Origin of the sequence: Brachybacterium sp. AOP29-B2-41, from assembly GCF_052378395.1 — a bacterium.
Classification (GTDB): domain Bacteria; phylum Actinomycetota; class Actinomycetes; order Actinomycetales; family Dermabacteraceae; genus Brachybacterium.
Genome location: NZ_JBQSXR010000017.1, coordinates 72,897 through 92,767, shown reverse-complemented (window position 1 = coordinate 92,767; position 19,871 = coordinate 72,897). Strand labels below are relative to the sequence as shown.

17 protein-coding genes are annotated in these 19,871 nt (G+C 69.0%); 11 read left to right on the top strand and 6 right to left on the bottom strand.

What is annotated here, in order from left to right; all coding sequences use genetic code 11:
- The first annotated feature begins 191 nt into the window (after positions 1 to 191).
- Together ACT3T9_RS15315 and ACT3T9_RS15310 are read left to right on the top strand one after the other, a co-directional pair.
- The gene (locus ACT3T9_RS15315; RefSeq protein WP_444606954.1) at positions 192 to 1,775 is read left to right on the top strand and encodes an HNH endonuclease signature motif containing protein; all 1,584 of its coding nucleotides are present in this window, start codon (positions 192 to 194) and stop codon (positions 1,773 to 1,775) included.
- A 21-nt stretch (positions 1,776 to 1,796) separates the two neighbouring features.
- Complete coding sequence (locus ACT3T9_RS15310) at positions 1,797 to 2,378, top strand: GNAT family N-acetyltransferase (RefSeq protein WP_444606953.1); 582 nt, start codon at positions 1,797 to 1,799, stop codon at positions 2,376 to 2,378.
- Positions 2,379 to 2,400: 22 nt separating this feature from the next.
- On the opposite strand, the gene ACT3T9_RS15305 is transcribed toward ACT3T9_RS15310, so the two are convergent.
- Positions 2,401 to 2,775: a VOC family protein gene (locus tag ACT3T9_RS15305; protein ID WP_444606952.1), complete on the bottom strand. Its 375-nt coding sequence runs from the start codon at positions 2,773 to 2,775 to the stop codon at positions 2,401 to 2,403.
- A gap of 162 nt (positions 2,776 to 2,937) precedes the next feature.
- Between ACT3T9_RS15305 and ACT3T9_RS15300 the strand changes: the two genes are divergently transcribed.
- From ACT3T9_RS15300 to ACT3T9_RS15260, 9 genes are all read left to right on the top strand, one after another.
- Entirely contained in the window at positions 2,938 to 3,807 is an 870-nt protein-coding gene (locus tag ACT3T9_RS15300) for a helix-turn-helix domain-containing protein (protein WP_444606951.1), read from the top strand.
- Positions 3,808 to 3,810: 3 nt separating this feature from the next.
- A complete protein-coding gene (locus tag ACT3T9_RS15295; protein WP_444606950.1) occupies positions 3,811 to 4,191 on the top strand; it encodes a DUF3224 domain-containing protein in 381 nt (126 codons plus the stop codon).
- Positions 4,192 to 4,241: 50 nt separating this feature from the next.
- Complete coding sequence (gene coaD / locus ACT3T9_RS15290; protein ID WP_444606949.1) at positions 4,242 to 4,733, top strand: pantetheine-phosphate adenylyltransferase; 492 nt, start codon at positions 4,242 to 4,244, stop codon at positions 4,731 to 4,733.
- A gap of 33 nt (positions 4,734 to 4,766) precedes the next feature.
- The gene (locus ACT3T9_RS15285) at positions 4,767 to 5,339 is read left to right on the top strand and encodes a YceD family protein (RefSeq protein ID WP_441445497.1); all 573 of its coding nucleotides are present in this window, start codon (positions 4,767 to 4,769) and stop codon (positions 5,337 to 5,339) included.
- Positions 5,339 to 6,091 carry a ribonuclease III gene (rnc, locus tag ACT3T9_RS15280; RefSeq protein WP_444606948.1) on the top strand — a complete coding sequence of 251 codons (753 nt, stop codon included), beginning with the start codon at positions 5,339 to 5,341 and terminating at the stop codon, positions 6,089 to 6,091. The genes ACT3T9_RS15285 and rnc overlap by 1 nt, the downstream gene beginning before the upstream one ends.
- Before the next feature lie 15 nt (positions 6,092 to 6,106).
- Positions 6,107 to 7,060 carry a bifunctional DNA-formamidopyrimidine glycosylase/DNA-(apurinic or apyrimidinic site) lyase gene (gene mutM, locus ACT3T9_RS15275; protein WP_444606947.1) on the top strand — a complete coding sequence of 318 codons (954 nt, stop codon included), beginning with the start codon at positions 6,107 to 6,109 and terminating at the stop codon, positions 7,058 to 7,060.
- Positions 7,061 to 7,146: 86 nt separating this feature from the next.
- Positions 7,147 to 8,025 carry an alpha/beta hydrolase gene (locus tag ACT3T9_RS15270; RefSeq protein ID WP_444601078.1) on the top strand — a complete coding sequence of 293 codons (879 nt, stop codon included), beginning with the start codon at positions 7,147 to 7,149 and terminating at the stop codon, positions 8,023 to 8,025.
- A gap of 143 nt (positions 8,026 to 8,168) precedes the next feature.
- Positions 8,169 to 8,816, top strand: a complete 648-nt coding sequence (locus ACT3T9_RS15265) for a response regulator transcription factor (protein WP_425548369.1) — start codon at positions 8,169 to 8,171, stop codon at positions 8,814 to 8,816.
- A gap of 63 nt (positions 8,817 to 8,879) precedes the next feature.
- Positions 8,880 to 12,593 (top strand): NACHT domain-containing protein, encoded by a 3,714-nt coding sequence (locus ACT3T9_RS15260; RefSeq protein WP_444606946.1) that lies wholly within the window; start codon positions 8,880 to 8,882, stop codon positions 12,591 to 12,593.
- On the opposite strand, the gene ACT3T9_RS15255 is transcribed toward ACT3T9_RS15260, so the two are convergent.
- From ACT3T9_RS15255 to ACT3T9_RS15235, 5 genes are read right to left on the bottom strand one after another with little or no spacing between them, the layout of a single operon-like run.
- Entirely contained in the window at positions 12,532 to 13,713 is a 1,182-nt protein-coding gene (locus ACT3T9_RS15255; RefSeq protein WP_345079378.1) for a sensor histidine kinase, read from the bottom strand. The two genes, ACT3T9_RS15260 and ACT3T9_RS15255, sit on opposite strands and share 62 nt — an antisense overlap.
- Positions 13,710 to 15,437, bottom strand: a complete 1,728-nt coding sequence (gene cydC, locus ACT3T9_RS15250; protein ID WP_444606945.1) for a thiol reductant ABC exporter subunit CydC — start codon at positions 15,435 to 15,437, stop codon at positions 13,710 to 13,712. Before cydC ends, ACT3T9_RS15255 begins: the two co-directional genes overlap by 4 nt.
- The gene (gene cydD, locus ACT3T9_RS15245; protein ID WP_444606944.1) at positions 15,434 to 17,146 is read right to left on the bottom strand and encodes a thiol reductant ABC exporter subunit CydD; all 1,713 of its coding nucleotides are present in this window, start codon (positions 17,144 to 17,146) and stop codon (positions 15,434 to 15,436) included. Before cydD ends, cydC begins: the two co-directional genes overlap by 4 nt.
- Before the next feature lie 12 nt (positions 17,147 to 17,158).
- Positions 17,159 to 18,241, bottom strand: coding sequence for a cytochrome d ubiquinol oxidase subunit II (gene cydB / locus ACT3T9_RS15240; protein WP_444606943.1), 1,083 nt, complete (start codon positions 18,239 to 18,241; stop codon positions 17,159 to 17,161).
- A gap of 19 nt (positions 18,242 to 18,260) precedes the next feature.
- Positions 18,261 to 19,817 carry a cytochrome ubiquinol oxidase subunit I gene (locus ACT3T9_RS15235; protein ID WP_441445488.1) on the bottom strand — a complete coding sequence of 519 codons (1,557 nt, stop codon included), beginning with the start codon at positions 19,815 to 19,817 and terminating at the stop codon, positions 18,261 to 18,263.
- Positions 19,818 to 19,871: the final 54 nt, after the last annotated feature.

Genomic DNA, 19,871 nt, shown 5'->3' with positions numbered 1-19,871 from the left:
GGGTTATCCACAAATTCGCGAGGAGTGGATGTTTCTCTGGCGCTTGTCGAGCATGTGTTCTAAAATGAGAGATGTCGGCACCTGGTCGCACGCTCGGTCGAACATTCGATCGAACATCCGGTGTGGGGATCGGTCGTCGGCGCCGCAGATCACGACAGGGCACGAGCAAGGGTGCAGAGGAGGGGATTGCCATGAAGCAGACCAATGCGGAGCCTTCCCGCGCTGCGGAGCCTCCCCGCGCCCCGGTGCGGGCGCGCAAGCTCCTCACCTCGAAAGCCCTCGTGGAGCGCGCCGATGTCCTTCCCAGCTCCCCGGAGGCTGAGACTGTGCTGCGGATCTTCCGCCGCCGACGGCAGGAGCACGCCTCCCTCTATGTCGCCGAGATACGTGACCTCGCTTCCCTCTGGTCCGAGAGCGATGAGGGAGACGAGAAGGCCCTCCACGCGTTGGCGGCCTCTGCAGGTCTGCGCATGAAGCTGTCCCGTGGCGAAGACCGCCTCCGGGATGCGCACGTCGCGGTCACCGACCTGCCCGCATGCTTCGCACGGGTGGAGGAGGGCGCGCTGCCCGTGGACTGGTTCGAGTGGCTGATCCGCAGCGTATTGCGGCTGACGCACGTCCAGCGTCGTCAGGTCGACGAGCGGGTTGCGGTCTGGCAGCTCGAGGCGATCGACGTCGAGCGCTTCTACCGGGAGCTGCGCACGCTCATCGAATGGTTCGGCCGCGCGGCGGTGCAGGAGACTCCGCAGGAGCAGCGCAGCGTGTTCATCCAGCCCTCACCCGACGGCGACGGCACCGCCTGCATCATGATCCGCGGTCCGATCCCGGAGATCACCGCCTTCGGTCAACGGCTCGATGCCTCCGCACGCGCCGTCCAGGACGCCCAACGACACGCTCTCGAGACCGGCGCGCCGATCCCCTTCGACCTCGACGGGGACGCCGCCCGCGAGGGCCGGCACCTGTCCCTCGCGGCGCTGCAGTATGCAGTGGCGGTCCGTTCGATGCTCGAGACCGGGGCGGTAGAGGTCCCCGCGCCAGCCTTCCGGATCTCGCTCGTCGTGCCCGTGCTCACGCTGCTCGGCCTCTCGAATGCACCTGCCATGCTCGACGGCACGATCCCGATCCCACCACGCATGGCACGGCAGATGGTCGCCAAGGCGCCTGCCGTCGAACGGGTGCTCACCGACCCGATCTCGGGGGACTACCTGCCCTGCGCGTCCCAGACATACCGCCCTTCCGCGGCGATGGCCGAGAACCTCCGCCTGATCGACCCCGTCTGCGCGGTGCCCGGCTGCGCCCGCTCTGTGATGACCATCGGCGAGATGGACCACATCGAGGAGTTCGACCTCGAGGAACCTTCTCGAGGTGGCCCCACCACGATCGAGAACCTCCACCGGCTGTGCAGGACCCACCACCGGATGAAGACCGCCGGACTTCTCGATCCCGATCGGAACGAAGTCACCGGCGTCACTCGCTGGAGGATCGGCGGCGCTGCGGTCAGCGACGTCGCCAAGAACACCGACCTCGTCACCAGGGAACTCTCCGAGAAGCTGCACCGTGCATGGGAGCAGTACCGCAGCGATCTCGAGTTCGAAGCCGTGACCCGCCTCGGAATCCTCGACGAGAGTCCCGCCGAGAGCGCGGACCGCGAGGAGGCCTATCGGTGGGGGCTCCATCTCACCGAGTACTACTCCCGGCCCGAGTACGACGAGCTCACCGATCCCGGGCCGCCGCCGCTGGCGTCGCTGCCGGAGCACCGTCCGCCACCCTTCTGAGCGCACCGCTACCCTGTCCCGATGACGCGCTCGCCCACCGCCCTCACTGGCCTTGCCGACCTCGACTGGCCGCTGCACACGCGCCGCCTCATCCTGCGTCCTGGCCTCTCCGAGGACGCCGAGACGGTGTGGCCATGGTTCCGCCTGCCCGAGGTGCAGGAATGGACCACCACGCTGAACACGTCTCTCGAGGACCATCAGGAGTGGTGGGACAAGACTCTCGGCAGCTGCGTGGTGGGCCTGCTCGACGGCAGGATCATCGCCTCCGGCAAGCTCGAGCGGCAGGACGCGTGGTCCCAGGCGGACATGAAGGACCAGGCCGCTGGGCAGCAGGCTGAGATCGGCTGGGTCCTGGACCCGGCGATCCACGGCCGCGGGTTCGGTACCGAGTTCGCCGGGGCCCTGCTCGACCTCGCGATCGACGGCCTCGGTGTGCGTCGCGTCGAAGCGTCGTGCTTCGCGGAGAACCTCGCCTCGCGGCGGGTGATGGAGAAGATCGGACTGCGGCTCGAGGGCACCTTCCGTGAGGAGTCCCTCCACCGCAGCGGGCGCTGGCTGGACGGGATGTCCTACGCGCTGCTGGCGAGCGAGCGAAACGGCTGACGGGGACGGGTCTCCCGTCCTGTCATCCCCACGCCGCGGCGTCGGTCAGGCAGAAGGGGTGGCCAGCAGGATCGCGCAGCACCACCCAGGTCTCGCCGGGCTGGGGCTCCACCCGCTTGGCACCGAGCTCCACACAGCGAGCCGCCGCCGCCTCGAGATCCTCGACGGCCAGATCGAAGTGGAACTGTTTGCGCCCGTCATCCGGCCAGGACGGGGCCTGATGATCGGGGATCGCGCCGATGCCCAGCGCGTGGCTGGGACCGGAGAGCATCGCGTACTGCTCGGTGAGAACGGTGATCGGCCAGCCCAGCACAGCCGACCAGAACTGGGCGAGCGGCTCCGGATCGGTGGCATCGAGCGTGATCATGGCAAGGCGGGCGACGGGGATATCTGTCATGCCTGCCAGACTGCCTCCATGCGCAGCGCGGAGGATTGGACGAACGCGACAGGGTCGCGGTCCTCCCGTGGGACGCCCGCCGGTCACCTGCCACCGGGCCAGGCCGCACCGGGCCAGACCGCACCGGGACAGCCGATACCGGGCCAGGGGCCGCCTGGCCACATGCTCGGGCATGTGCTGAATCCTGCGGAGTTCCTCCTTCACGCCCACTACGACCACGCACAGCCGGCTGCGCCTCTGCGCCGCTGGGTGGATCGGTATTGGTCGGTGACCTGGCAGCTCCCACCCGGACAGCAGCATGTGGTGACCACCCTCGATGATCCCGCCATCCATCTGACCCGCGAATGGGGCGGGGTACGGCGCGCAGGCACCGGTGGCACCCGCGCCGGCGGCACCCGCGCCGGCGCCTGGATCACGGGCCCGATCACCCGCGGACGCTTCGAGGTGACCCAGTCCGGCACCGGGGGCGTCATCGGGGTGCGCTTCCGTCTCGGCGGCACCACCGCCTTCACCACAGCCCCGCCGGCCTCGGTGCGGGACCGCACCGTCCCCGCCGCAGAGTGGTTCGACACCGACGTCCCACCCGCAGCACATCCCGATACGTCGAGCACGTCGAGCACGTCGAGCACGTCGAGCACGGCGACCGCTGCGACCGGCGCCGCGCCCGCTCTCGACGCCTGGCTGCTCGCGCAACGCCCGCAGGATGCCCCCGGATATGCGGATTTCTGCTCCATCCTCGAGCTGCTCGCCGATCCCTCGGTGACCGGCACTGCAGAGCTCGAGCGACGCTCGGGCCACGGCATCCGGAACCTGCAGCGGACCTTCCGCCGCTTCGTCGGCGTCGGCCCCAAACGCATGATCCTGCGCTCACGCGTGATGGACGCCGTCTCCGCGATCGACCGCGGAGACCACCGAGCGATCGCGGACCTCGCCCAGGACCTCGGCTGGTACGACCAGTCCCACTTCGTCCGGGACTTCCGGAGCATCACCGGGATGACTCCGTCGGCCTACGCCCGCAACGGAGATACTTGAGCCATGACCATCCTCAGCGCCACCTTCACCGTCGACCTGACCCCCGCCGAGATCCTCCCCGGCGCCGCTGACCGTTTCGACCTGGCCAAGACCTGGGTCGGCGACCTCGAAGGCTCCTCTCGCGGGGTCATGCTCACCGCTGGGGACCCCGCGAGCGGCAGCGCCTCGTACATCGCCACGGAGCTCTTCGAGGGCATCCTCGACGGCCGCCGGGGCACCCTCACCTTCCAGCAGCTCGGCACCATGGCGGGAGGCGACCCGGACCTCCGCTATCTCATCGCCCCCGGCTCCGGCACCGGTGACCTCGCGGGTCTCACCGGCGTGCTCACGATCGGCGCGATCGATGAGGCGGGCGTGCACCAGGTCAGCATCGAGCTCGACTGAGCAGCGCCAGCATGATCAGCGCCAGCGACGTTCCGCACTAGAGTGGCGACATGAGCACTGTCGTCCTGCCCGGCTCGTTCGATCCCTTCACCCTGGGACACCTGGATCTCACCCGTCGGACCGCCGCCCTCGGGCATCGCGTGATCATCGCCGTCTCCCACAACCCCTCGAAGCAGGGGACGCTCGACCTCGAGGCCCGCAAGAGCGCGATCACGCGGACGCTCGAGGAGTCGGACCTCTCCCGGGACGTCGAGGTCCGCACGCTCCCCAAGGGACTGCTGGTCGACTTCTGCCGGGAGCTCGGCGCCGACGCGGTGGTGCGCGGACTGCGCTCCCAGCTCGACCTCGCCTATGAGGAGCCGATGGCGCGGATGAACCACCACCTCGCGGGCGTCGACACGCTCTTCCTGCTCACCGATGCGACTCTCTCCCACATCTCCTCGTCCCTCGTGCGGGAGGTCCACGCGCTCGGAGGTGATGTCTCCGACATGCTCCCCGCCCCCTCCATGGACGCACTGCGCGACGCCGCCGCCGTATCCTGATTGATCCCCACGACACGAACAGGACCATCACCGATGTCTTCCGACCACGCCTCCACCACATCGCTGGACACCGCCCTGATCTTCGATGCGGTCGACCTCATCAGCCGCACCGGATCGCACCGTCACGTGGAGCGCACCGTCCCCGCCCCGGCACGTGAGGCCGGTGGCATCGCGATGCAGGTCCCCGAAGGGCAGGACATCGCCGTCGAGGCGGAGCTCGAGTCCGTGGTCGAGGGGATCTACGTCCACGGCACCGTGGTCGCCCACCTCGATGGGGAGTGCTCCCGCTGCCTCGACCCGGTCGAGCAGGACGTCACCGCCCGACTCGACGAGCTGTTCATGTTCCCCGAGAAGGTGAAGGCGGACGAGAAGGAGGACTCGACCCTCCTCGAGGACGAGGCCGTCAACCTCGGCCCGCTGGTGCGTGACGCGCTCGCGATGGCGGCCGATGAGCGCCCCCTGTGCCGTGAGGACTGCCCCGGCCTGTGCGGCCAGTGCGGCTTCCGCATGGAGGACGATCCGGACCACCACCACGACGTCATCGACGATCGCTTCGCCGCTCTGCAGGGCCTGTTCGAGGACGAGTCGAAGAACGAGGAGGCCTGATGGCGCGCAGGCGCCGCGCCACCGAGGCCGCCGCTCCGAAGGGCCTGCTGGACCGACTGCCGTTGGACGCCGGGCAGGCGGCCGACCTCAGCGAGTCCGGGCTCCTCGAGCTCGCGCTGACCCACCGCTCCTATTCGTACGAGAATGACGGCCTGCCGCACAACGAACGGCTCGAGTTCCTCGGCGATGCGGTGCTGCAGCTCGCCGTGACCGAGCACCTCTACGCCACCCACCCGACGCTTCCCGAAGGTGATCTGGCACGTCGCCGCGCGGCGACCGTGAGCACCCGCGCGCTCGCCGTGATCGCCTCGAAGCTCGACCTCGGCGCCTATGTGCGGCTGGGGCGCGGTGAGGACCTCACCGGCGGCCGTGCCAAGGCATCGATCCTCGCGGACACCACCGAGGCCGTGATCGGGGCCGCCCACCTGGCGCTCGGCCAGGACGTCTCCCGCCACTTCGTGCTCGAGCTGCTGCGACCCCTGCTGGACTCCGACGAGTTCCTCGAGACCGGATACGACTTCAAGTCCCGTCTCCAGGAGATCGCCGCGGCCGAAGGGCAGAGCGTCTCCTACGAGATCACCGAATCCGGTCTCGAGCACCAGAAGACCTTCACCGCCACGGTCACCGTCGAAGGGATCGTCACCGCCCGCGGCGACGGCGCCTCGAAGAAGGACTCCGAGCTCGCCGCGGCCCAGAACGCGGTGCGAGGGATCCTCGCCGAGCGCGGCGAGACCCTGATCCCGCGAGGCTGAACGGAGGCTGAGCTCATGCCCGAGCTGCCCGAGGTCGAGGTCGTCCGGCGCGGCCTCGAGCCCCGCACCGTCGGCCGCACCGTGGAGGCCGTCGAGCTGCTCGACGCCCGGATCATCCGCCGCCAGGTCGGGGGAGTGGACCGGCTGCGCGCCGCCCTCCTCGGCACCACCCTCACGGCGGTGGTGCGGCGCGGCAAGTTCCTGTGGTGGCGGCTCGCCGACGCCGACGGCGCCGACACCGGCGAGGCGCTGATGGGACACCTGGGAATGAGCGGGCAGCTGCGGATCGCGACCGCCGACGGGACCGCACTGGCGCCCCGTGCACCCTCGGAGGGTCCCGCCTCGGATCCGCTGCGCCACCGACGCCTGTCGCTGCACCTCGACGGCGGAACCCGCGTGGACCTCATCGATCAGCGTCTCTTCGGCGGCCTGTGGACCAGCCCGCTGGTGGAGGCGGCCGACGGCGCGCTCGCCGCGATGGGCAGTCCGGATGGACTGCTTCCGACCGACGCTGCCCACGTGGCCCGCGATCTGCTCGACCCGGCAGTCGACCTCCCCGGGATCGCCCGTGCCCTGCGCGCCCGACGCAGCGGTGTGAAGTCGCTGCTGCTCAACCAGCAGCTGGTCTCGGGGATCGGGAACATCTACGCCGACGAGGCGCTGTGGACGGCACGGACCCGCTTCGACACCCCGGGCACTGCGCTCAGCCAGCGCCGGGCGCTCGCGATCCTCCGTGCCGCCCAGGACGTGATGGAGCGGGCACTGGAAGTGGGCGGCACCAGCTTCGACGCGCTGTACGTGAACGTCGATGGTCGCAGCGGCTATTTCGCCCGCTCGCTGAACGCCTATGGGCGCACCGGGCAGGCATGCCCCCGCTGCGGCGCGACGATCCGTCGCGAGATGTTCCAGAACCGTTCCTCGCACTTCTGCCCGCGCTGCCAGCGGCCGACGGCACACATCACGTCATAGGCAGGAGGTATGGCCGGGCATAGACTCTGTGCGGGGCGTGGCACTGAGGCCATGCTCTCCCGCTGACCTCCCGAATGGAGACACACATGGCCCCGAGCACAGTGGATGAGGGGATGACGCCGATCGTGACGCCCGAGCAGCCGGGCACCGTGGAGCTGGGCACCGGCGTGCTGCCCGGGGCGACGACCCCGGAATCCTGGCACCGCGAATACGGGAGCGTGTTCGCCCGGAACGTCACCGTCGCCACACTCACGCCCGTGCTGCCCGATCCGGCCGATGCCACGGGCACCGCCGTGATCGTGGCTCCCGGCGGTGGCTTCCGGTCACTCTCCATGGAGAACGAGGGCTGGGACGTCGCGCGGGCGCTCGCCGACCGCGGCGTCGCCGCATTCGTGGTGAAGTATCGCCTCCGACAGACCGCCCCTGAACTCGAGGATTTCGCGACGGAGATCCGCGAGATGCTCTCCGGACCGCCCCCGGCCCACCGGAAGGACCCGGTCGGATCGTTCGCGGGTCTTGATGCGCAGATCACCGACGCCCGCGCCGCCTTTGCATGGGTGCGCAGCCACGCGACCCAGTGGGGCCTGGATCCGGCCCGGGTCGGAATGGTCGGCTTCTCCGCCGGCGCTATGCTCACACTCGCCACCGCCCTCGCGGGCGAGGACGCCGAGCCCGCCTTCATCGGTAGCGTCTATGGCCCGATGAGCTCGTTCGACGTCCCGGCGGACGCGCCGCCGCTGTTCATCGCGCTCGCCGCCGATGACCCCCTGTTCGCCTCCAGCGGATTCGGACTCGTCGAGAGCTGGCACGCTGCCGGACGCCCCGTCGAGTTCCACTACTACGAACGCGGCGGCCACGGCTTCGGCATGTATCCGAAGGAGACGACGAGCACCGGCTGGTTCGAGGCTTTCATCAGCTGGATGACCATGCATGGCCTGCTGGCTCGGAGCGCTGCGCGAGAGTGATCCCGCATTCGGTGACGTCGTTTCCGACCAGGGCAGGGACTGCCCGATGCGATAGATTGAGCCCGGCTCCGTCACGAAGGGCGGAGGAACCGAAGCCTGCTCCGGGTGACTGTGCCGACTTTCGAGGACAGCACAGCGAGCAGATGATCCGCGAGGTGAGAATTCCTGTGACGTCGAGCTCTTCCCCCACACCGATCCGCGTGATGCTGGTCGATGACCATGAGGTGGTCCGTCGCGGCATCGTCACCGTGATCGATGCGAGCGAGCAGCTGAGCGTGATCGGAGAGGCCTCCTCCGTGCTCGAGGCGAATCGTCGCCTGCCCGCGATCCGTCCCGAGGTGCTGGTCGTGGACCTCCAGCTTCCGGACGGCACCGGCATCGACGTCATGAAGAAGGCCCGGGAGCTGAACCCCGAGCAGCTGATGCTGGTGCTCACCAGCTTCGACGACGACGCCGCGCTGCGTGAATCGAAAGCCGTGGGGGCGGCCGGCCTGATGCTGAAGTCCGCGCGCTCGCAGGAGATCGTCGAGGCGATCATCGCGGTGCATGCAGGGAAGTCGATCTGGCCCGCCGACCACGGGGATGAAGGACCGGACCTCTCGCAGTCCGATCAGCGGATCGTGGAGCTGATCGGCGACGGACACTCCAACCGTGAGATCGCCGAAGCGCTCGGCATCGCCGAGAAGACCGTCAAGAACCGGGTCACGGTGATCCTGCAGGCGCTCGGGATGCAGCGTCGCACCCAGGTGGCGGCGCTGGTCGCCGCCCGCCGTCGCGCCGGCTGGAAGTGATCCGCGTCGAGCGATAGCCGCCATTCATTGCCAAGTAGTGCCACGGAGAGGTGGACAGCGGGCATGACACCACGCGAGATTCTTCGGCTGGCGGAGGCACTGGCAGCCGTGGCGATCGCCGCGTCCAGCGGCGTGGCCCTGCCTGTGGCGGCAGTGCCTCCGCTGCTCTCGCTTCTGAGCAGCGCTCTTGACCGTCATGCAGAGACGCACAGGCTGCAGGCCGCCGTGGTGGAGGGGATCACCAGGTGGGCCACTGCGGAGAAGCTCCACGAGCATCTCGAACCTGGTTTTGCGATCGCGACTGAGGCGATCAGCAGGCACGGTCTGATGGAGCACGACCTCCGGCGCCTCTCCTACGACGTCGACAGAATCACGTCGAGCATCGTCAAGGGAGTGCGGTTCGGGGACCCTGCGTGGGGCGACGGCGAAGGGACGGAACTCGATGCTGAGCACGCGGTGGCTCGGCGAGCGATCCACGCCACTGTCGCGACGCTGATCACGGAGGAACATCGCATCGAGGGGGAGATAGTTCCGCTCATCGCCCGAGAGTTCGCTGAGCAGGCTGAGCGTTATGAGCGGCAGGTCGAGAGAGACGGGGACATCCTGAAGCTCCTCCGGGAGCTTGCTGCCGCAATGTCGGCGACAGCGGACATGGAAGATCTGGAGACCTATCTGGAGCAACGCCTCGAGGCGTGGGATACCGAGTCCGGGATCATGCCCCGCGAAGGACACATCCGACATCCTTCGCAGATCGAGCGAGACCTGCGCATGACTGGCGCGGAGAGCCGGTCCACCGCCATCACCGTTCGGGAAGCCCTCCGGGATAGCTCCCACCTCGTGATCCTCGGCGAACCGGGTGCCGGCAAGTCCTGGCTCGCGCGTCGGATCGCACGCGATGCCGCGTATGCGGCACTCGACGCTCTGAGGTCGGGCGCCAGCCTGGACGAGATCGAGATCCCGCTCTTGACGACGTGGGAAACGTTGCGCAGACAACCGCCGGCAGGCGGACTCCGTTCACGAGTCATCTCGGCATCCTTTGCTGCTCCAGGGAACGGCGACCTTGGAAGCGTCGAGCTCGAGAAGCGCATTGTGGGCCTGGTCGGTGAGTCCCGGCGAGTGCTGGCCGTCGTGGACTCGCTTGATGAGGCAGAGAACCTGAGCGACGTCGACGGTCTGCTGCGCGATCTTGAGGGCATCATGGGCTGGCGCACGGTCCTCACGAGTCGCCCGTCGGCCTGGGGGGCCAAACCGATGATGCGCAGGCGCACCCGGGGGGTCGCGACGCTGCAGCCGATCACCTGGGAAGACGGCATCAGACCATTCATCACCTCATGGTTCTCCGGTGCCCCTGAGCGAGCCCGAGCATTGATCAGCCATCTCGAGCGGGATGCCCGACTGCGAGACAGTGCCGGCGTCCCCCTGTTGCTCAGCTTCTACTGCATCTACGCCGAAGAGGCGCCGGTGGATGCCCCTTTGCCGCAGACCAGCCATGAACTCTATGACGCTGTGATCGAGAGCCTTGTGGGCGACGACTGGAGCGCTGTAGAAAGGCCAGAGGACGATGGCGCGGAGAGGGCGAAGCAGATTCTCTCCGGCTGGGCATGGGATGCGGTCAGGGAGGCCGACGACCTCTCCGGACTCGGCAACTGGAGCGAGGAGTTCTCGTCACCAGGGACGCGGCCTGTCTCCCCGGAGCTCGTTCGCGCACTGGACAACGTGGCACCGCGACGGCTCGACCGGAGTGGCAGGAGTTCTCGAGCCTTCAGACATCGGACGTTGCTGGAACATCTCGTGGCCGTGCATATCTCCGGGTTCAGCGCGGAGAGGGCCGCGACGGTCCTGCTGCCGCATCTTTGGTTCGATCCGGACTGGGAAGTCGCAGTTCCGCGGGCGCTCGCACTTCATCCGGAGCACGACGACGTGGTGAGCAGACTTCTCGATGCGGCGCACGTGGAGAGCGCGGCGCCGCTGTCCAGAGAAGCCGACGAGCAACTCGTGCTCAGATGGCTCGACGTGATGGCGGAATCCCAGCCGACAGAGTGGTCGAAGGCTCATCGGGAGTACTTCCATGCGCTGCGCATCTCTCACGCCGTACGAGAACCTTCGCGCGTTGTGCGTTCTGCTCACTGGCGAAAGTCGAATGCGGGCGCGGTCGAGTCGCTGCTCTCCGCCATCACTCGTGCCGACGTCGGGGCGCTCGCGGAGCTCACCGGTGCCATCGCGAGATTGGCACCGACGGACCCCGAGCACCGTGACGCTGTGCAGAAGATCCTTGAGCGGATCCATGATGACCTCTCCGCAGACGAGATCTTCAAGGTCGTCGAGGCTCTTATGAGCTTGCGGCCAGCGGAGCAGGATCGTCGAGACGCCGCTCAGAGGATCCTCGCTGCGGTCGCCGGTGACCGCCTCCCGACGGAGGAGGGCATGCTGGCCGCAGCACTGGTACGGCTGAACCCGCCGCTGGAGGATCGGCGACCTGCGATGCAGCAGATACTCCGCTCTAGATCGGGTGTCGTCCGAACGTCCTCACGGCTCCTGGTCGAGAAGCTGTGCATGAGAGATTCACTGTCGGACCGAAGCCCCGGTACCGTCAGAGACCTGTCCATCGCCCTGCTCCGCGTCACTGCACGCGAAGCCGATCGGCTGGTGGAAGCCCTGGAGGCGCTGGGGTTGACCGCCGACGAGCGCCACGAAACGGCGCGCACACTACTGGAGCTCGCCTCCCAGGTGAGTGACCCCGCCTTGGTGTATCAGCTGGTCGATGCTGTTCTGCGTCTGGCTCCCGCTGAGAAGGAACGACGAGGGTGCGTCGAAGTGCTCATGACCGCGCTCTCCCAAGCCGAGTTGCCGATTGCCGAACGTCTCGTCGGCGCAGTCGTAAGGACTGGCTTCGCAGCGCGCAACTCCCGCGATGCCGTGGAGACGATCCTCGATCTCCTGCCTCGGGCGGGTGTGAAGAAGCTTGCAGGGCTCGTGGGAGCGCTCATGGTGTTTGACACGACGGAGACCGACCGTCGCACCGCTGCGGCGAAGCTCCTTGAACGTCTGTCGAACACCGCACCCCAGTCTATCGGCCGTCTCATCGACGCGCTCCTCAGGGTGGAGCCGACATACGAGGAGCGACGTGTTGCAGCGACTAGGCTTCTCGCCTCTGCCTCCGGCGCAAGAGCGAAATCTGTCGCAAAGCTACTCAGTGCACTCTTGCGAATTGGTCCCACTGAGTGGGAGCGCAGCAAGGCTCTCAGGATGGTCCTTTCCGCGATTGCATCGACCGCGGATCCGGAGATGTTCGACTATCTCGTGGTCTCCCTCGTAGGTTTGGAGCCGAAGGCAGAGGACCTGCGGGACGCCGCGACGCGTCTCATCGACGTTCTGGACAGAGCTGATCCCGGCTCTGCAGGGAACCTGATCGCGACGCTCGGGAGGTTGGGCCCGACGGATCGTGACCGTTGCGTCGCAGCGGAGAAGGTCCGCGGCGCCATCCCGGGCGCCACCCTGAAGGTCGCTACTCGACTGACCGCAGGGCTCCTGGAGTTGGGGCCCACTGACGAAGAACGTGGGGAGATCGCGAAGCAGCTTCTCGCCCATCTCGACAGCCCCACCAGGTCATGGGACCTCAAGAGCCCCGCTCGTCTCCTCCGTCAGCTCGCGACTACCCAGCAGTGGCTGAGCATGATCCACGGGGGAGAGGCTTCAGGAGCAGGGCTGGAAGCTTCTACTCACCGACGGGCGGCAGCGTCACCCGCCAGGAGATCATCGTCCCCGGCTCGAGGTTGATCGCGTCCACCCAGCCGGAATGACGCCGTGCCCGGGCCGACATGTTCGCCAACCCGCTGCGACGGCGCACCGAGGGATCGATCCCTCGGCCATTGTCCGAGACGTTCACCTGGACCACTCTGTCGACGCCCTCGGAGAACACGCTCACCGAGACCGCGACCGCGCTCGCGTGCGCGTGCCGGGCCGCATTGGCCAGGCACTCCCGCACCACCGCCACCACGTCCTCGGCGATCTCCGGTGGCAGCTCGGCATCCATCTCCGCGGGGTGCGGGGGCAGCCGCATCGACGGGACGAAGCCCAGCCCGGCGGTGGCCAGCCCCACCTCGTGACGAAGCTGCTCGGAGAGGCTGGCCACGGCGCGCTCGCGTCGCAGCGACTGCACGATCTGCCGGATCTGGGCGACGGCGTTCTCGACTCCCTGCACGGAGGTGGCCACGGAGCTGCGGATCCGGGCGTTCGACGGGGTCATGCCCGGCGCCTCGAGGGACTGCACCAGGCTCTCGAGCTCCATCCCGACGGCGAAGAGCTCCTGGATCGCGAGATCGTGGAGGTCGCGGGCGATGCGACCGCGCTCGTCGTCGATCCCGCTGTCCGAGTGCAGGAACGGGGAGCGCAGGGTGAGGGCGATCAGACCCGCGAGCGAGTCCAGCCGCTCGCGATCCGCGGCCGTGAACGGCTCGGCATCCGCGGCGCGCAGCACCGCGAGCAGCCCCGTTCCGTGCTCTGCCGCGTCGATCACGCCCAGCAGCGCCCGGCAGTCCTCCTGCCCGGTGCCGGCGGTGTCCACGTTGAGGCTGCCGATGGCCTCGAGCACATCGGGATCCGCGCACAGCAGGGCCTCGCCGATGGCTGAGTCCGCGGGGATCTCCGCACCATGCAGCGAGGCGGCATCCGGGCCGTCCACCATCTCTATCCCCCAGCGGGAGGGGCCCAGCGGCATCACGAGGGCGGCGCTGCGGGCGGCGAGGTCAGTGCGGGCGGAGTGGAGCAGCAGGTCCAGCAGGTCCTCGGTCTCGCCCCCGGCGAGGATGGCGCCGGCGAGATCCTGGATGCGCGGACGATCCGGACGGGCGGGAGCGGTCGATGGCGGGCGCGTGGGTGATGGGGTGTGTGAGCTCATCGGTGCTCCTCGAGACGGAGGATCGGGGTGCCGGAGGGAATCGCCTCGACACGGTGGGTGACCACCACGACGGTGGTGGTCGCAGGGACGAGGGTGCTCTCGCGAGGATCGAGCAGCGCGCGCAGCAGCGCATCGCCCCGTCCGGTGTCGAGATGCTCGGTGGGCTCGTCCAGCAGCAGCACCGGTCCGCGGCGCACCACCGCGCGCGCCAGCAGCAGCCGCCGCCGTTCACCGCCGGAGATGGTGGTCCCATCCGGACCGAGCATCGTGTCGAGCCCGTGGGGGAGGGTCGCGATCCAGTCGTCGAGGCCGACGGCCCGCAGCGCATCCTCCGCCTCGGAGTCCTCGAGATCCCCCCGCACCACCCGCAGGTTCTCCCGCAGCGTGGTGGCGAAGACATGACCGTCCTCCGCGAACATCGTCACCCGGGAGCGCACGTCCTGCGGGGCGAGGGCAGCGACGTCCTGGGCATCTAGCTCGACCGTGCCGGCGAGCGGGTCGAGCAGCCCGGCGAGCGTCGCCAGCAGCGTGGACTTCCCGCTGCCTGAGGGGCCGACCACCGCGAGCCGAGCACCGGGAGGCAGCTCGAGGTCCAGCGACCGCACCCGCGGCGCCTCAGCGGTCCACCCGGCCGTGAGCCCCACCACGCGGAGGGCGGCGGTCAGCGGGCGCTGCGGTACCGGGTCGGTGCGGGTGGGGCCGACGGGTGCCGGGTTGGTGGGCGCCGGACTGGTGGGCGCCCGGCCCACCAGCTGTCCCAGGCGCTGCGCAGCGGCCTGGGAGCGTGCGTGCTGGGCGGCGACGGCAGGCAGCGCGGTCGCGGCCTCGAAGGAGGACAGCGGCAGCAGCAGCAGGATGCCGACCTGTCCGGCCGACGCGCTGCCGTCCAGCCAGACCGCACCGGCTGCGAGCAGCGAGCCGGTCACGGCGAGGATGAGCGTCAACGGCACCGCTGCCGCAGCGACCGCCGCAGGCAGGGCGGCGCGGTCGATCGCGGCGTCATGGGCGGCCTGCCGGGCATGCAGCTGCGTCAGCGCCGCCTCGAGCCGACCGTCGACCCGGAGCGAGGTCGCGTCATCGAGGATCTCGAGCGACTGGGCGCTGACCTCGGCCCGGGTGGTGAGCACGGCCTGCTCGGAGAGGCGGGCGGCGCGGTGGGAGGCCAGCGGTGCGAGCACGCTCGCCAGCAGCAGTGCCGCGAGCATCGCTGCGGTCGCCGCCGGGGACAGCGGCGCGAAGGTCGCGAGCACGACCACCCCCATCACAGCGGCGACCAGCCCGGGCACGAGCGCGGTGATGACATGGTCGCCGAGCTCCTGCGCATCGTCGCCCAGTCGGCTCAGAAGGTCCCCGCGCCGCAGCCGGGTGAGGGTGTCGTCGGTGCGCGCTGCGAGCGCTGAGAACAGGTTCGTGCGCAGGGAGACCACGCCGCGCAGCGCCACATCGTGGGTGAGCATCCGCTCGAGCCACCGGAACACCCCTCGCGAGACTCCGAGCGCCCGGACCATCACCACGGCGACGGTGAGGTCCAGCACCGGCGGCATCGTCCAGGCACGGGTGACCAGATATGCGGACACCGCGGCGAGGGCGAAGGCGGAGCCGAGGGTCGCGCAGGCGGCGAGCACCGCGGCGAGCAGCCGCGCGCGGGGGATCTCGAGCGCCCGCACCGCCCGGCGCAGGTCGGAGCGGGCGGGATCGTTGAGGGCTGTCGGGGCGGGGGTCATCGGCCTGCCTCCACGCGTGCGACGTCATCGGCGACGTCCACCAGCCGTGAGCGGTGGGCGATCACCACGACGGTCCGTCCCCGCTCACGGAGATCCGCGATCAGGTCCAGCACCACCTGCTCGGCAGCGCCGTCGAGATGCGCGGTGGGCTCGTCCAGGACCACCAGCGGTGCGGGGGAGAGGACCGCCCTGGCCAGAGCGAGACGCTGCCGCTCACCGAGCGAGATCCCGTGCCCCGCGCGGCCGAGATCCGCCTCCCAGCCCCGCTCGGCGATGACCGCGTCGAGACCGGTCGCGGCGGCCGCCGCCTCCAGCTCGGCCTGGTCGGCGCCGGGCTGGGAGCTGACGAGCACGGAACGGATCGTCCCCGGGGGCAGCACAGGACGCTGCGGCAGCCAGGCGACCTGGTCCCACAGGCTGCGCCGCGTGATCTCGCGAACGTCGGTCGCGGTGCCGTCGGCGGCGATCACCTCCGCATGGCCCCGGTCGGGATCCACCAGCCCCAGCAGCACCTGGACCGCGGTCGTCTTTCCGGCGCCCGAGGGCCCGGTCAGTGCGAGCACCCGGCCGGGCCTCACCGTGAGCTCAGCGCTGCGCGGTGCCCAGCCGTCGCGGGAGCGCACCGAGACCCCGTGCAGGGCGAGGGAGGAGGTGCGCAGATCCGGGGCGGGCAGAGCGCCGTCGGCCGACGGCTGCTCATCGAGCACCTCGAAGGCCGCGCCCACCGCCGCCAGACCGTCGGTGGAGGCGTGGTACTGCGAACCGACGTTGCGCAGCGGCTGGTAGATCTCCGGGGCGAGCACCAGCACCGCGAGCGCGGGAGCCAGCTCCATCTCCCCGTAGACCAGTCGCATCCCGATGCTCACGGCGATCAGTGCGACGCACAGCGTGGCCAGCAGCTCGAGCACCATCGAGGAGAGGAAGGCGAATCTCAGCGAGCCCATCGCCGAGGCGCGGTGACGGTCGCCGAGCTCCCGCACCGTCCTCTCGGGCCCGCGCTCGCGGCCCAGCGCCCGCAGCGTGGGCAGCCCGTCCACCAGGTCCAGCAGCTGGGCCCACAAGGAGCGCATGTCCGCGATCAGCTTCTCGGACCGTCCCACGGTCAGCTTGCCGACCAGCACCATGAAGATTGGAATCAGCGGCAGAGTGATGAGGGCGATCACCGCGCTGAGCGGATCCAGCACACCGATGGTCAGCAGGCACAGCGGGGTCACCGTGAGCGAGAGCAGCAGCTGCGGGACGTATCCCACCAGATAGGGGCGCAGGTTCTCGATGCCGGTGGTGGCCAGCGCCGTCAGGTCCGCGCCGCGACCGGCACCGGCACGCGGGCCGAGCGCCGCCGCATGGCCGACGATCCGGCCGCGCAGCTCGCTGATCGCGGCGGTCGCCGCACGGTGGGCGGTGGCCTCCTCGACGAGCACGGCGCCGGCACGCACCGCGAGCGCCGTGACAAGCACCAGCAGCAGGGTCGGCGCCTCCCGGGGGATCTCACGCTGGACCAGGAGATGCGCGCCGAGGCGTGCGATGACAAGGGCGGTGACGATGATGCAGGCGGACTGCACGAGCCCCAGCACCACGCTCCTGACGAGGTGGTGCCGGGCGGCCCTGACCTCCCGCACCAGGCGGGGGTCCAGCGGGGCCCGGCTCCGCCTCGGCGCCGGCTCGGCGGCGGGGTCGGCCTTGGTGGGCTCTGCGGTCGCGGTGGTCATCGGATCAGTCTGTCAGCCCTGCTCGAAGGCTTCCCGGTAGCCCTTCTTCGCCTTCTCGAGCAGCTCGGCGCCGGGGGCGGGGGAGTCCTCATCGGCCACCCGGTGGCGGAACACCCGATAGGTCCAGACGGTGTAGGCGATCACGATGGGCATCAGCACGCCGAGTGCCACCAGCATCACCGTGAGCGTGTGCTCGGTCGAGGAGGCGTTCGCGACCGTCAGCGAGTTCGCCGGATCGTTGCTGGCCGGCATGACATAGGGGAACAGGCCCCCGAACAGGGTGATCGCAGCCGCGGCGATGGCGGTCGAGGTCGCACCGAAGGCGAGGCCCTCCCGGCGCTTCCGGTTCAGCGGGACCGCCGCGAGCAGGGCCACCGCGGCCACGGCCACCGGGATCAGGGTGAGCCAGGTGTTCGAGTGGGAGAACTGGAACCAGAGCAGGAAGGCGGCACCGGACACGATCGTCGGCCACACCAGGATCCCGGCCAGCCGGTTCGCGTCCTCCCGCAGCCTGCCCTGGACCTTGAGCGCGAGGTAGTGGGTGCCGTGCAGCCAGAACAGCAGCACGAACACCACCCCGGCCAGCAGCGCGAAGGGGTTCAGCAGTCCCAGCAGGGAGGTGGTCACCCAGTGGTTCTCATCAATGGAGACTCCGGAGACGATATTCCCGAAGGCCACACCCCACAGGAGGGCGGGCGCGAAGCCGCCGATCACATGGACCACGTCCCAGGAGTTCTTCCAGCGGTCGCTGTCCACCTTGTCACGCCATTTGAAGGCGCACACCCGCACGATCAGCACCAGCAGCAGGAGCAGCAGGGCGAGATAGAAGCCGGAGAACAGCGTGGCATACCACTCCGGGAAGGCCGCGAACAGCAGCGCGCCGCCGGTGATCAGCCAGACCTCGTTGCCGTCCCAGACGGGCCCGATGGTCTTCAGTACCGTGCCGCGAGTCTGCACGCCTCGTCGCCAGAAGGTGGCGACGTTCATCTGCACCCCGAAGTCGAAGCCCTCGAGCACGAAGTAGCCCAGGAAGAAGAAGGCGATGAGGGCGAACCACAGGGTCTGGAGGACCGTGGGGTCGAGCATGGCATCCATGATCTGATCTGGTCCCTTCTCAGTAGTCGAAAGACAGGGTGGGGGTGTCGAGCTCGTCGGTCTCGGGGTCGCGCCGGGCCAGCGGCACGCCCTTGAGCGCTGCCTTGCGCATCATCTGGAACCAGAGCACGGCGAGGACTCCGTAGACGAGGGTGAAGGCGACCAGCGAGGTGAGCACCATCCAGCCGGGGTTCGCGGAGACGCCCTGCATGGTCATCAGCCGGACCGTCGGATCCAGGGGGTTGGGGTGGACCACCCAGGGCTGCCGTCCGATCTCGGTGAAGACCCAGCCCGCGGAGTTCGCGAAGAAGGGCATCGGGATCGCGAGCACGGCGAACCACTGGAGGAGCTTCGATCCGGAGGTGCGGGCGTTCTCCCCCTTGCCGCGGGTGACCCACAGGGCCCAGAGGGCGAGAATTCCGCTGAAGGCGGCGAGCCCCATCATCAGCCGGAAGGACCAGTAGGTGACGAAGAGGTTCGGCCGGTAGTCGACGGCGACCTCGTTGCCGCGGATGTCCAGGGCGGTCTCGCCGAACTGCTCCTTGTACTGGGCGTTGAGATCGTCCACGCCCTGCAGGGTGGCGTGCGGGTCGTTGGTGGCGAGGATCCCCGTCACATAAGGGATCTCGATGATGTGGGTGACCCCCGAGCAGTCCTCGCTGAAGGCATCCGGCCCTCCGACGGTGAGGATCGAGAACGGTACGTCCGACTGCGTCTCGCACAGTGCCTCGGCCGAGGCCATCTTCATCGGCTGCTGCTCGAACATGAGCTTGGCCTGGAAGTCCCCGGAGATGACGAGCACCACGGCGGACACCACCATGGCGATCACCCCGAAGCGCACGGTGGGCCGGAACAGATCGCGGGCGGCGAGATGGTGCTCCTGCCCCTCCTCGGTGTCCAGGCCGAATGCTCGCGCCCGGTTGTGGTGGCGCACCATGTGCCAGACGGCGACCCCGGTGAGGAACGCTCCAGCCACCAGCCAGGCCCCGGAGACCACATGCGGGAAGGCCGCCATCGCGGTGACGTTCGTGAGCACCGCGAGGATCGAGCCCTGCGAGGGGTCGAGCTCCGCACGCCCGGTCTCAGGGTTCAGCATCGCGCCGACAGGATGCTGCATGAAGGAGTTCGCGGCGATGATGAAATACGCCGAGAGGGTGGTGCCCAGTGCCACGGCCCAGATCGTCAGCAGGTGGATCTTCTCGGGCATCTTGCCCCAGCCGAAGATCCACAGTCCCAGGAACACGGATTCGAGGAAGAAGGCCGCCAGGCCCTCGAGCGCCAGCGGTGCGCCGAAGACGTCGCCCACATAGCGTGCGTACTCGGACCAGTTCATGCCGAACTGGAACTCCTGGACGATGCCGGTGGCGATACCGATGCCGAAGTTCACGATCAGCATCGAGCCGAAGAACTTCGTCATCCGCGTCCAGGCATCCTTGCGCGCAGGATCCTTCGAGAAGACCGCCCGGGTCTGCATGATCGCGACCAGCAGGGACAGTCCGATGGTGAGCGGGACGAAGATGAAGTGGTACACGGTGGTGATGCCGAACTGCCACCGTGCCAGGTCGAAGGCTTCCATGATTCCTCCCGAGTGGACGACACGCCGTCATAAAACCTACGGGGCGGTCACCGG

Excerpts from the sequence above, each read along its gene's own strand:
- cydB (WP_444606943.1), bottom strand. The coding sequence starts at position 18,241 with ATGGATGCCATGCTCGACCCCACGGTCCTCCAGACCCTGTGGTTCGCC.
- ACT3T9_RS15260 (WP_444606946.1), top strand. The coding sequence starts at position 8,880 with ATGACACCACGCGAGATTCTTCGGCTGGCGGAGGCACTGGCAGCCGTG.
- cydD (WP_444606944.1), bottom strand. The coding sequence starts at position 17,146 with ATGACCACCGCGACCGCAGAGCCCACCAAGGCCGACCCCGCCGCCGAG.
- ACT3T9_RS15270 (WP_444601078.1), top strand. The coding sequence starts at position 7,147 with ATGGCCCCGAGCACAGTGGATGAGGGGATGACGCCGATCGTGACGCCC.
- ACT3T9_RS15235 (WP_441445488.1), bottom strand. The coding sequence starts at position 19,817 with ATGGAAGCCTTCGACCTGGCACGGTGGCAGTTCGGCATCACCACCGTG.
- ACT3T9_RS15310 (WP_444606953.1), top strand. The coding sequence starts at position 1,797 with ATGACGCGCTCGCCCACCGCCCTCACTGGCCTTGCCGACCTCGACTGG.
- ACT3T9_RS15315 (WP_444606954.1), top strand. The coding sequence starts at position 192 with ATGAAGCAGACCAATGCGGAGCCTTCCCGCGCTGCGGAGCCTCCCCGC.
- ACT3T9_RS15285 (WP_441445497.1), top strand. The coding sequence starts at position 4,767 with ATGTCTTCCGACCACGCCTCCACCACATCGCTGGACACCGCCCTGATC.
- rnc (WP_444606948.1), top strand. The coding sequence starts at position 5,339 with ATGGCGCGCAGGCGCCGCGCCACCGAGGCCGCCGCTCCGAAGGGCCTG.
- cydC (WP_444606945.1), bottom strand. The coding sequence starts at position 15,437 with ATGACCCCCGCCCCGACAGCCCTCAACGATCCCGCCCGCTCCGACCTG.
- coaD (WP_444606949.1), top strand. The coding sequence starts at position 4,242 with ATGAGCACTGTCGTCCTGCCCGGCTCGTTCGATCCCTTCACCCTGGGA.
- ACT3T9_RS15295 (WP_444606950.1), top strand. The coding sequence starts at position 3,811 with ATGACCATCCTCAGCGCCACCTTCACCGTCGACCTGACCCCCGCCGAG.
- mutM (WP_444606947.1), top strand. The coding sequence starts at position 6,107 with ATGCCCGAGCTGCCCGAGGTCGAGGTCGTCCGGCGCGGCCTCGAGCCC.
- ACT3T9_RS15305 (WP_444606952.1), bottom strand. The coding sequence starts at position 2,775 with ATGACAGATATCCCCGTCGCCCGCCTTGCCATGATCACGCTCGATGCC.
- ACT3T9_RS15300 (WP_444606951.1), top strand. The coding sequence starts at position 2,938 with ATGCTCGGGCATGTGCTGAATCCTGCGGAGTTCCTCCTTCACGCCCAC.
- ACT3T9_RS15255 (WP_345079378.1), bottom strand. The coding sequence starts at position 13,713 with ATGAGCTCACACACCCCATCACCCACGCGCCCGCCATCGACCGCTCCC.
- ACT3T9_RS15265 (WP_425548369.1), top strand. The coding sequence starts at position 8,169 with ATGATCCGCGAGGTGAGAATTCCTGTGACGTCGAGCTCTTCCCCCACA.